Origin of the sequence: Nonomuraea harbinensis, assembly GCF_019396385.1 — a bacterium.
In the GTDB taxonomy this organism is placed as follows: domain Bacteria; phylum Actinomycetota; class Actinomycetes; order Streptosporangiales; family Streptosporangiaceae; genus Nonomuraea; species Nonomuraea ferruginea.
Genome location: NZ_JAHKRN010000097.1, coordinates 1 through 12643 on the forward strand (window position 1 = coordinate 1; position 12643 = coordinate 12643).

Sequence of the window (12643 nt, forward strand, 5' to 3'; positions counted from 1 at the left end):
CACGAGCAAGATCAAGAGATTACGTGGCCATCGACCAGGATTTCCGATGTCCGTCTACCGGGACCCTTCTGGCCATCTACCTGGAGTCACCTGTCCGCCGACCTGGAGTTTTAGATGGCCGCATACAACTTCGTACATCTTCGAGGGTCGCCGACTCGGGCACTCGCCCCAGAAGCCTCGATTCGAACCGGAGCATGACTCCTGACAGCAGGCCGTGCGAATGGGGCAAAGCCCTGGCGGATGGCGGTCGGCGGGGAGCGAGTGGACGCCTGAGTCGATACTGCACCTGGAGTCCTCTGCTGAGGCCGTGCACCTTGGTCCCTCTCGACCGCCACCCGTCAGTTGCTCCTCTTCACCAAGATCGTGGTGTGAGCCAGCCGCAGGAGAGAGAGGCTGGCTGCTTCACCAGCTTCCCGGGCCTGGTCGATCTGACCGGTGCCCGGGTTTTCGCCGAGCTTGGCGGCGACCGCTTCGCTTCGCCGACGCCCCGCGACTTGAAGGCGTATGCGGGGTCGGCGCCCATCACCCACGTCTCCGGATAAGGGCGTGGGCGTCTGGACATGTGACGATTGAGTGGTCTCGGCAGGAGGTCCTGGTGGCGGTCAGGACGCGCTTGCTACGTCCGGGCGCTGTGACGAAGGGGTACTCCGCCGTCGATGTCGTGGCGGAGCCCGACGCCATGTTGGTGATCTTCCGCTGGCGGCGAGACCCGAACGTCTACGCCATCAAGGTCGAGTTTCCGGCAGCGTCGAAGAGCCCGTGGACTGGCCTGCTGGCGTCCTCGATCGATGGATGGGCCACAGACGTCGAATATCTCCTTGCGGAGGAACTCGATACCCGACTGGTCCGTCGGAGCCGCCGGACGGTCCGGGAGGGCTACGTCCTGTTGGACACCCGCGATGCTCCCGGCCCCTGGCCCGCGGGGTTCTTCATCAGCCTGGTCCTATGCGGTGACGACGTCGTGCTCCTCCTGCGCCAGTTGAAGGACGACTGGGAGAGCGCCTGCGCTATCCGGAGGTCGCCGCCGGCGTCGGTTCTCCCGCATGCGGCCAAGCCGGGCCGCTGGCTGGCCGAGGCGGGGATGGATGTCACCGTTCCCCGGCAGCTGATCGTCGGGGCCAGGCTTGCCTGCTGGCTTCAGGCCTACGTCGACAACGCCCGCGGGAGACCTTTCGTCGGTCATGCAGTCGCATCCTGGCAGGACAAGCGGCACACCATCGCCCGTCTCGACGTGGTGCACGTCCAGCCCGGCATCCCATCAGAGGTACGCGAGGCGCTGGTGCGTGTTGCGGTCCGCGAGGTCGCCGAGGCTGGTGCCCTGCGCGTAGTCACGGCGATCGACGATCCCGAGCTCCGTGGACTGAGTTTCCGGCCCAGAACTATGGCGGCCTTATGCTCCACACCAGGGAGCGCTGAACCGCAGATCGGATGTCTGCGACCATCGGATTAGAAGTCCGCGGATCAGCGTGTCGGGTGATGTCGGGGATTACCGCTCCCTGACATAACTGCAGGTAGGTGCAACGTAGGCGGGGCCGGACAGTGTCGGTAACACCGACTTGAAACGGGAGTGTCCGAGACTGCCGGTCCCCCTACGGTCCCCCAAGGGCGGCGCCATGAGCGTGGCGGCACATGGTGGAAGTCCGGACATGCTCGGATTCGACGCGGCGCGGCCCCCGACAGCCGAACGTCTTCCAACACACTTCTGATCTACAGTGTAAAGTGACCGGTTGGGTAGCAGCCATGGGTGAACCAAAACCTGTTGTCCCGGGTTGAGTAGCCGCCAGGCCGACCACGAGAGGCGGTCCGCAACATTGCGGACCGCCTCGCGGTCGGCCTGGTCAGCCGCCGAACAGCTTGCGTGCCAGCGAGCCTCCCGCCGCGCTGCCACCCCATCCGCCGACGGCTCCAAGGACGACTGAGCCCACGCCGCCGCATATCGGGCCGCACATCCCTGTACCCAGCAAGCCGACCCTGGAACCCACGTAGGCGCCTGCCCCCGCCACCGTGCCTCGCGTCACGATCCGGGCTGTCTTCTGCTTCCCGCTCAGATCGTTGCGATCCCTGTCCTGCATGTATTGGGTGAGGCCGCCGTCAGCCGCGGAGAGCGCGATGCTCGTGCCGCCCGCCCACTTCCCGACGGTCATGGCCTTGTCCGCGTACCTGCCGATGCCACGTGCGCCCTTGGCTCCCTTCCATGCCAGATTCTTCTTGGGCTCCGCCTGGGGGACCCTCGCGAACGTCCTTTTCAGGGCGTCCACCTGTTCCCTGGTCAGCCCGAGCCCGTCCAGGAGCTTGCGCTCCACCAGGAGGCCGCCCAGCCCGACTGCCTTGAGCAGTTCACCGATCTCCGCGCTGCCGGCTGAGGCCAAGGCCAAGGGGTTGTTCACGTTCGACATGTTGAAGAGGTCGCCCAAGAAGCTGGGGCTCTCGTAGGGCTGCTGCGGCCGGAGGGTCCGCGGCGTGGTGGGTCTCGCGCTCGAGCGGGGGGCCGCGCCGCTCCTGTGACGGCTTCCCGGCGACCAGCCGCAGGCCCGGGGGACGAGATAGCACGGCGGAGGGGCCGGCCCGATGACCTTGTAGCCGTTCTTGGTGGGAACGCGGATGATTCCGTCGCCGTTGGAGCACTCCATGTCTCCGTTGACCCTCCGGCACAGTTTGCCGTCAGGGTCGGCGTTGGTGACCGGGCTGCTGTTGGCGTAGGCGTAGCCGTTCATCTGCTGCTGGTCGGCCAGATCCAGGACCGGGTCGACGGAGAGGAACCTGCCGATGTCCGGGTCGTATTCGCGCACGCCGAGCTGTACGAGACCGCCAGGGTCCTTGGTGCCGCCGACGAAGCCCTTCTCCCCAGGCCAGGCGACCGCGTCGCCCCGCTCGGTGCCGAAGGGAGTCAGCCGGCGGACCCGGCTCTGCTGCGTGCCGGCGTCGATCGCGACCTGGGCGGTGCCCTGGTGGTCCTCCGTCACGTACGTGACGCCGGCCGGGGTGCGGAGCGCGACCGTCCTGCCCGCGTGGCTGTAATAGCGGGTGGCGGTCGCCGTCCCGGCGCTGAGGCGGATCTCGGTGCCCGGCAGGTAGAGGGTGGTGGCGGTCGCGTCCTTCCTGATCAGGCGGTTGCCGTCGGCGTCGTAGACGAACTCGGCCGCTGTGCCGTTCTCGGCGGTTTCCGCAAGCTGGCCCTCGGTGTTCCAGGCGAAGGTCCGGGTCGTGCTGCCGGCGTCGCGTGCGGTGGTGTTGCCGGTGGCGTCGTAGGCGTAGGTGTCGGTACGGCTGCCGGCCCCGCCGATCTGGGCGATCCTGGTCAGGCGGTTGCCCTGGCCCGCTGGGCTGTAGGTGTAGGCGCGGACGGTGTCGGCCTGCCCCGCGACGCCGTGGCGCGTTTCGGAGATCCGGTTGCCCGCCGTGTCGTAGGCGAAGGTCTGCCAGTACGGGGCGGGGCCGCCGACCGTCGTGGCCGCAGGAGTGTCGTCGCAGGCGGAGGTCGTGGCCTGCGTCCATGCCTCGGTGAGTCGGCGCAGCGCGTCGTAGGAGAAGCACTGGGTGTCCGTTCCGTCCCGCGAGACGTCGGCGATGGAGCGGATGTTCCCGGCGTCGTCATAGCGGTAGGTGGCGTCCCGGTCGCTGCCGCTGACGTTCTCCTTCGACGTGCGGGAGGTCGCGAGCCGCCGGGTCGCCCACTCGTAGGTGAAGGTCTGCCAGGCGCGTTTCCCCGTCGTCGCGCCGAACTCGAGCATCATGAGCTTGCCGGTGGGTGTGTAGTCGGTGGCGCCCACGTAGGCGCCGAGATTGCCGGTCAGGCGGACAGGCCGCAGGAAGTCGTCGTAGGTGAGGACGAGGTTCTCCGCCGCCAGGCCGCCGGCTGCGGGCAGTCCTTGCCCTTGGACGGTGCCGTCCAGGTTGTAGGAGGTGGAGAAGACGTACGTGCCCGCCAGGGAGCCCTGAGCCGGGGGGATCGTGACGGCGTTCACGTCGGCGCGGCCGAGTTGGTCGTAGTGGCGGATGGTGGCGGTGTAGTCGGCGCCCGCGTGGTGCCGGGTGGCGGTGGTGAGCTTGCCCTTGCCGAAGGGAGCGGAGTCGTAGGTGAACGAGGTGAGCCTGGTGCCGGTGGCCGAACCTTCCCGCGTGCCGGTCTTGCGGCCGAGCCCGTCGTAACTGGTGACGATCTTCTTGCCGCGGGCGTCCGTGACCGAGGTCTCCCTGTCGAGTTCGTCGTAGGTGTAGGAGGTCGGGCCCTTGGCGGGATCGATCATCTTGATCTTGCGCCCGCGCAGGTCGTAGGTGTTGGTCCAGGTGTTGCCTGAAGGGTCGGTCACGGTGGCCGTCTCGCCGGTCGGGGTGTAGGTGTAGCGGGTGGCGTCGTACTGCGTGACGCTCTTGTACTGCCGGCGCTCGATCACCTGGCCGCGCGCGTCGGTGATCTCCATGGTGGGGATGCCGCCCTGCGGCGGTGTGACGGAGGTGCGGTTGCCGCCGCCGTACCTGTAGGTGGTGCGCCATTTCTCCTGTTCCGGCTGCGAGCCGTTGCCGGCCATCAGCCGTTCGAGGGTTTTACGTCCCAGTCCGTCGTACTCGGTCCGGGTCTGGGATTCGATGTTGCCGGGGGTGAGAACGCCGAACAGCACCGGCTCGGGGGCTCCCGACGCGGGATAGGGTTCGTGGGTCCGGACGACCAGGCCGCGGTCGTCGTAGATGGTGTCGGTGATCAGACGACCGGTGGGGCCCGGTATCTGGGTCTGCCGGGGGCGGAGCCAGCCGTCGAGCAGCTCGATCTTGTCGGTCCGCTGGCCGCCGGTGGCGGTGAGAGTCCTGGTCGTGATCGCGACGATCTTGTCGTCGGCGACCCGGTAGTCGAACTCGTAGTTGGGGTGAGGGTTGCTGTCCTTGGCGCGGTTCGGCAGCCATACCTGGCGCAGCCTGCCCAGGCCGTCGTGGACCAGGTCGGTACGCAGTCCGTTGGCGTCGATCTCCGCGGTGGACTGCCCCCAGGCCGGTTCGAGCTCCTGGACCGTGACCAGCGCCGTGGCGGCGTCGCCCGGCTCGGCAGGCGGGCTGGTGGTCGTCACCTTCGTGGTCAGGCCACGCGTGTCGGTATAGACGGTGGTGCTGACCTGCCCGAGCGCGTTCACCGCCTTGACGGCACGGCCGTAGGCGTCGTACGTCACCTGCTTCTCGGTGACGTACGTGGCCGTCGTCCCGTCGTGGGAGGCGATCTCCTCCACCTTGGTGGGCAGGCCCCGGCTCGGAGGGGCTGCGAGAGCCGCGTTGTCGTAGTACGTCCTGATGTCGGAGATGACTTGGTGGGCGCGGTCGGCGTTCGCCGTGCAGGCGACCGCGACGGTCTCCACCCGTGCGGGCAGGGACACCATGTGCGCGCCGGCGTTGTCGGCATAAGTGGTACGGGTACACCGGTCATCGGCGGAGGTGGTGACGTCGCCGAAATCGCTGACCCGGGTCACCCGCCCGATGCCGGGCCCGGAGCCCTGGTGCTCGGTCTCCGTCCTGGTCTCGGTCCAGCCGCCTGCGTCCTTGGCCGTCCACGTGCGCTCGGCGGCGGAGGCGACCATCTCGGCCGTGGTGGTGCCCCACGACCGGGTGCGGGTCGCGGTCCTGACCCACCACGGGGTCCGTACAGTCTTGGCGTGCACGGTCCCGCCCTGTCCCGTGTACTGGACGGTCTTCAGCTCGAATCCCGACAGCGCGTCGTGGTCGGTGTACGTGCCTCCCTCGCCGTCCGACACCGTCACCGACTTGGTGCCGCCGCTCCTGTTCTTGCGGTCGCCGTGCATGCCGCGCAGGTAGAAGGTGTCGGACTGCTGGCCCGCCGTGCCGGTCAGGGTGCGGACCTGGCCGTAGCCGCGCCACTGCGACCAGGTCTTGTGCTTCTCCTTGGTCAGGCCGTCGTCGTCGTCGAAGTGCCAGGCCGCGCCGCCGAGGTACTCGTACCTGGTCCTCATGTCGGGAGCGAGGCCGGTGCGGTCGGCTCTGGTCACGGAGGTCACCACATACTTGTGGAACCAGTCGGTGATCTCGTCCTCATGCCCTGGCGGCTGCCAGATGACGGGGAAGCATCTCCTGGTGTTGGTCTCAGGGGTGGGCAGGTCCGACAGCGAACAGTCAGCGTCCGAGTAGGCGATGTCGAGCTGCCCGCCGGACTCGTCGTAGATCGCGCCGACCCGGTAGCGGATGTAGGGCAGGATGTCGTCGCCGGTCCGGTCGAGCCGGTTGGGCAGCTGCACGTGGTCGAAGGAGACCTTCGGCAGAGTGACCGAGGTGCCGCCGACGTGCCCCGTATGCTGGATGTGGCTCAGCAGCAGGTCCCGCTCCACATCGGCCAGGCCCCAGGTGTGTCCGAACGACCAGGAGTCCACGTCCCGGTAGCCGGTGCCGTCGGCCTTGACGACCTGGGTCGTCACCTTCGTCAGGCGTTTGCGTGACCAGAAGGTGGGAGTGACCGCGCCGTGGGCGTCCTTGCACTCCTGCCCGGCAGCGCAGGCGAGGTCCCAAGGCACGTCCCACCAGTACTGCGGCTTGTCACCGATCTTGTCCGGGTCGCACGAGAACGACGCGTCGGGCAGGCAGCGCTCGGACGTGCCGAACAGCACCCGAGCGGGAGCGGCGGCGAACAGGTTGCCCTCGCGCAGCCCGTAGGAGATCGACCTGAGGTAGCCGCCGCGCGTGTACGGGGTCTCGTCGCCGACCTTGAGGTTCCGGCCGTAGTGGTTGGTCTCCTTGACGTACGCATAGGTCATGGCGTTGCCGTCGGGGGCCACGACGTAGTCCAGGTTCCACCGGTGGGCCTGCTGGCACCAGGAGGAGGAGAACCCGCTGGACTTGTGGCACGGTTCGCCGGAGTCGTCGCCGAACACCGGTACCGTCCACGTCGAGTCGCTCTCCGGCTTCCCGGAGGCCCAGCCGGGCATGCGGTTGAGCCCGAAGAAATACTGGGTGCCGTCGGTCGTGGTGGCCTTCCAGTGCTCCCCGTTGTCGTCCCCGTTGGTCGCGCCGGTGAGCTTCTCGAACACCGTGCCGTCGTCGAACTTGGTCCGCCAGGTGCCGTCGGTGGCCTTGAGTAATTCTCCGCCCTTGCCGTTCCACGTGACCGTCGCGTTGTCGTAACCCCAACACTGGTCACCCGGGTAGTTGCCGAACTCGTCCTTCGCGACACCGTCGTCCTCGCACGACTTGTAGCGGCGCTCGATGTAGCCGGGCCACAGGTCGAAGCCCTCGCCGACCCAGGACGGCTGGGCGTTGGTGTTGCCCGTCCGCCCGTCCACGCTGCCGGAGGAGTACGCGACGGCCAGATCGGGCTCCAACTCGCCCGGGACGGGCGGCACCCGCATCGGGTACGACCAGGTGAATTCACCGGAGTTGTCGCCCATCTCCCAGGTGGCCGAGGCCGACAGCGACGTCGCAGTGTAGTCGCCCTGCGAGCCAGACTCGCCCGCGGCGGCCATCAGCAGCGTGCCGCCGGGCTCGGCGTCCACCTCCGTGGTCAGCGTGCGTGCCGCCGCGTCATTGCGTGCCGGCAGAGGGGCGGCCTTGCCGCACTGCGGCAGCCAGGGGCTGGTCAACGCGCACGACGGCAGCCGCCACATGCGTAGCCGGGAGCCGTACGAGCCGCCGAAGGCCTGGGTGAACGCGGCGTAGTCCAGACGGACACCGACCTTGCCGCTGGTGCTCGCGTCGCTGGAGGCCACGGTGAAGGCGACCCCATCGGCTCCCGCGTGGCGGCCGGTCGGTTGGTCCAGCAGCCGTACACGTACCCGTTCCGCGCCGGCCTTCGCGTCGGCGGGGGGCAGCAGAGAGATCGGGAGGGCGCCGGCCCGGGCAGCGCCTCGCCCGGGCACATCGGCTTCCGCGGTGCCGGCCGCCGGCCAGTCGATCAGCGTGGGCGGCGCCGTCCTGCCGGCGGGTCCGGGCCGGCGCGATGTGGCCGCGAGACGACGGCCCTTGACCGTCCGTTCGGGATTGTCCAGTTCGGGGCGGCCGGGTCCGGCGGCCGCGGCAGGCGCGGCCGAGGACAACGCCACCGTCATCGCCGCCGTCAGCACAGCGACCATCCCCGCGGCGACCGCCCGGGACAGAGGACCCGTCCGCGGTGTCCGTACCGCACGGCCTCTCATGCCACCCTCCACCAGCCCGGCAAGCCGTTGGACAATGCTCGTCCTCATCCGGCCCACCCCCGGGTGACAGCGCGCGGGAGCGCGGGCTCGAGGTTTACCTTCATCACGACCTCCGCAGGGCAGGACACGACAAGAGATCAAGGCTCGCGCCCCGTGGCGGGGCGCGAGCGGCCGATGAGGGATCAGGGGCCGGAGGCGGTGTCCAGTTCGCCGCCGGTGGCCAGTATCTGGACCTGCTCCTGGGTGAGCGCGCCCTGGTAGGCCCACACGTCGTCGATGGCATCGGGCCAGAATTCACCGCCGAACCTGTTGCGGCCGACCTGCAGCCCACCGTTGGCTGCGGTGAACCCCAACACCTGGTCCTCCTGGGAGACGCCTAGTGAGCTCTCCTCAAGCTGGCCGTTGACGTACAGGCTCATCCGGTCGCGCAGTGCGTCGTAGACGAGCGCGAGGTGGTCCCAGTCCCACTCGGTGAAGGCCGAATGGTCGGCCTGACGCAGTTCGGAGGTGGCGGTGGAGTCGGCGTTGCGCATCTGGATCTGCCAGCCTCCGGCCTCAGGGTCGGCCGGGTCGGGCACGTACCGCAGAGCGAAGGCGTTGGCGTTCGCTCCCGCCTGCGAGAACACGGTCTTGGCCGCCTGCGGGCGGCCCATGTTGCGCACCCAGCCGGCCACCGTGAAACTCCCGTCGGTATGCACCGGAGGGGTGGCCGTCTCGGCGTAGGCCGTGGTGCCGTTGAGCAGCAGCCCCGCACTGGACACGTAGCGGAAGCCCGCGGCGGGGTCGATGACGGCGCCCGCCGCGAGGGTGAGGTGCTGGGCGCCGGCGGGCTCGCCCGCACCATTGACGTTGAGCTTCCAGCGGCCCTTCACCACCGGGTGCTGGGTGACGAGTTCCTCGGCCTCGACCGCGCCCACGGACCGGTCGTAGAGGCGCACGTCGTCGATCAGGCCAGGCCACTGGTCCACGTAGGCGCCCAGCCACCTGCTGCGGCCGATCTGCAGCCCGCCACCCGCGTGCCACACCGCCTCCAGCGGGCCGCTGTCGGTACCCTGCTCACCGTTGACGTAGATGCGCAGTTTGCGGGTGACCGCGTCGTGAACGCCGACCAGATGGGTCCAGGAACCGGCGGTCGCAGTGGCCTTGGAGACCGCCTGGTCCCAGCCGCTCGCGTCGGTGTCGGTCCTGGATTTGGCGAACACCCATTTCTTGATGCCGCCGTCGTACTTCAGGTAGAAGCCGCTCTTACGCAGCCCGTCCTGGGAGACGACTGTGTAGTTCTTGTCGAGCTGGCTGGTCTCCATGCGCACCCATGCCGACACCGCGAAGTTCTTGGTGGTGTCCACGACCGGTCCGTTCGTGGCGGCGTGGCCGGTGGACCCGTCCAGCCGCAGCGCCGTACCGTCCTGACCGGCCTGCCCGAGCGTCGCGCCGCCCGACAGCGCGGCCTGGACAGTGGTGGCGGTGCTGTAGACGCGCCCGTCCCCGGCCTCTTCGTTCATGGGCCAGTACGCGACCGGATCGGCACCGGGTGGTGTCCCGCCCGCCGCGAGCTGCTGGGCCTCCTGGTCCGGCAGCGCCCGCTGGAACAGTTTGACCTCGTCGATGCCCCCGGGCCACTGGTTGACCTGGGCGTCGTTGTACTTGCTGCGGCCGATCTGGAAGGCGCCCCTGGCCGGCCAGGCGGTCACGCCGCTCACCGTGCCGGCGAGCTGCCCGTTGACGTAGAGGCGCAGCTGGCCGGAGGACCGGTCGTAGACGCCGCAAAGGTGCGTCCACGCGTTCAGCGATATCGGGGTGTCGCCCCTGGCGCTGTACCAGGCTCCCCCGCCGTCGCCGGCGGTGTCGGTGCTGGGCATTTTGATCTCCGGCTGCCCTGAGGGGAGGATGCCGAGTTGGAAGCCGCTCTGGTGCACCCCGTCCTGCGCCAGCGCGTTGACCATGGCGTACCTCGCCGGCCTGACCCACGCGGAGACGGTGAAGCTGTCGTCGGTGCGCAGCACGGGCAGGTTCGTCTCGGCGTGGCCGCTGGTGCCGTCGAGAGTGAGTGACGTGCCCACCTGGCCGGCGCCGCCCAGCGTGGCGCCGCCGCGGAGGTACGCCGCCGTGCCCGGGCTGCGGCCCGTCACGCTCGTCGCGCCTGCGGTCTCGTCCAGCGTGAACCGGGCCGCGGCCTCCGCGCCTGCCCTGGCCCAGAACTCGTAGGTGGTCGGTGCGCTGTTCTGGTGGGCTTGCGTGAACGCCTGAACGGTCAGCAGGTTGGGGCCGGATCGGCTGGGCGCCACGGCGACCTGGCGTGCGGCGCCGTTGCTCGTTGTGACGGTGGTGAGGGGGGCGCCGTTCAGCTTCAGCTCGTAGCGGGCCGCGGCCCTGGCCGGGTCGCTGATGGTGAACGTGCCGGCGTCGCCGACGCCGCCGTGCCAGCTCTGGTCACCGGGGTATTCGGCCGACGACACCGAGGGCGCGGCCGGTACGGAGGGGTCGTAGTAGAAGTAACAGCCGGTCTGGGCGCCGTCGTAGCTCCACGGGCCCCATTGGACGCCGTCCCATGCTCGTACGCCCCAGCCGATGAGCTTCTTCTGTGGGATGGAGGTGGGAAGCTTGATCTGGTGCCTGCTGCCCGAGGTCAGCGCCGGTGTCAGCGCTGAGGTCCATTTGGCGCCCCAGTCAGAGCCGTCGGCGTTGTTGGCCCAGTGCAGGGTGAACTGGCCTCGTACCTTATTGGCGTCCTCGGTGTCCGGATCCCACAGGTAGGCGTAAACCGTGGACAGGTCGTTGACCCACTGGGCCCCTCCCTTATCCACGCAATCGGTGCCCGGGCTGGCGAACATCGATCCGGTGTTGGGCTGGTGCGGCGGCCGGTTGTACTGGATGCGCAGGTAGGCGTCGTCGGCGAACCGCTTCCACCAGGCCATCGAGCTCTCGCTGTAGGCCTTCAGGCCGAAGGTGATGGTGGAATGCCCCTTGTTCACGGCGCTCTGCACGTGGGTGCGGAGCTTGGACCCGCCGAACTCGACCGGCGCCCGCGCGCAGTAGGCCACATCGCGCGAGGTCAGATGCTCAAGCCAGGCGTTCTTGGTGTTGTTCCAGGTCGCTGCGGAGGTGAGAGAGTTGGTCCGCCACAGTTGCACCGAGGTGGGGTTGTCGCAGTTGTAGGCCGCGGTTTCGTAGGCGACGAACTCGGCCGACTCGATGTACTTGCCTTTGATGGAGGGCAGCTTCATCCGGTAGAAGAGCCGCTTGGTCTGGTTCTTCACGCACCGGCCGTCCTTGGCGACCTCGCAGCGGCCCATGCCCTCGGTGGCGTTGCCGTTAAATTTGGGATAGTTCTCGTCGGGGTAGCCCGAGGACACCATGCCCCAGTAGTAGGCGGCGCTGGTCTGCCACACCGGGTCGATGTAGACGGGGAACGTGGTGTCGGGTGAGGTCAGCAACCCCTGGTCCGGGGTCAGCTCCAGTTGGCGCTCTCCTAGGCCGACCTGCACGTCGGCGGTTCGGGATCCTTCTCCCGGCCCCTTGCTCAGGTCTTGGGCGCGAGTGGTCATGCCGCGCGCCGCGTCCGCGGCGGGCGGTGAGGAGTCCCACATGACCGGGGAGGGCGCCTCGAACACGGCTTCCCCGGTGGTGCCGTCCTCGGCTCGCAGCATTCCAGCGGCGTCTCGGTCCACCGACAGCCGGGAGGTACCCAGGGTGAAGGCCAGCCGGCTCAGCCGAGGATCCCTGGCCGCCGCCGCCGTTTTGACCACGAGGGTGTGCGAGAAGCCGTCCGACAGCGCCCGTACGCGCAGATCGATGTCGCGCCCCAGAACACCCTGGTAGACGGCGCTGTCCTCGTCCAGGACCGGCTCGGGTAACGTGCCAGGCCACGACAGCGACAGTTCGCGGCCCGCCCTGGACATCCGCACCAGCGGCTCCTGCCCGCCGCCGGACAGCCGCAGCCCGACAGCGGTCGCGGCCGGGACGATTCCGGAACCGTCCCGCCTCAGCGTGGTGTCGATGCCGACCCACTGGCCGTCGTGGCGGGTGCGCACCGGCCGCAGGTGCTCGGTCACCTCGAACCGCCCATTGGGCAGGACCCTGACCGTGCGGTGCTCGCCCCGCTGTGACAGCACCTCCACCGGCCGCCCCGACTTCCGCGCCAGCATGACGGCGGCGTCGTCGGTCACCGCCGTGTCGGCGGGCGGCTCCTTGGGCGGTTCCGTGACCGCGGCCGCACCCGCCTCGGACCCGCCCACGCTCAGGCCCGCCAGCACGGCGAGAACCGCCACGCCCTGGGCCATAACGCGCCTTAATCGGCCTATGCCGCCGAGCATCACCAGCATCGCGACCCGCTCTCCACACCTGTCCTGATGATCAGAAACTAGACGGGGCATGATCGTTCGGCCATTCGGCGCTAGATTGAATCTTGACTACAACCATCGCGGTAGTCACCGCCGGGAAGTCAACCTACGGTGTACGCCCGGGCATCGGTGGTGCTTCGTGTTCCATCAGTCGAGCTCGGGCGCGAGGTCCCCAGCCTCGGG

Annotated in this window: 4 protein-coding genes; 2 read left to right on the plus strand and 2 right to left on the minus strand. The window is 68.9% G+C overall.

From position 1 onward, the window contains the following. Positions 1-194 precede the first annotated feature (194 nt). Complete coding sequence (locus KME79_RS47635) at positions 195-542, plus strand: transposase (protein ID WP_148034686.1); 348 nt, start codon at positions 195-197, stop codon at positions 540-542. A 53-nt stretch (positions 543-595) separates the two neighbouring features. Beyond that, positions 596-1450: a hypothetical protein gene (locus KME79_RS43735; RefSeq protein WP_219552485.1), complete on the plus strand. Its 855-nt coding sequence runs from the start codon at positions 596-598 to the stop codon at positions 1448-1450. A gap of 388 nt (positions 1451-1838) precedes the next feature. Here the strand turns inward: KME79_RS43735 and KME79_RS43740 are convergent, their stop codons facing one another. Both KME79_RS43740 and KME79_RS47330 read right to left on the minus strand, forming a co-directional pair. Further along, entirely contained in the window at positions 1839-8120 is a 6282-nt protein-coding gene (locus tag KME79_RS43740) for an RHS repeat domain-containing protein (RefSeq protein ID WP_219552487.1), read from the minus strand. Positions 8121-8302: 182 nt separating this feature from the next. After that, positions 8303-12388, minus strand: coding sequence for a LamG-like jellyroll fold domain-containing protein (locus tag KME79_RS47330; protein WP_219552489.1), 4086 nt, complete (start codon positions 12386-12388; stop codon positions 8303-8305). Positions 12389-12643 lie beyond the last annotated feature (255 nt).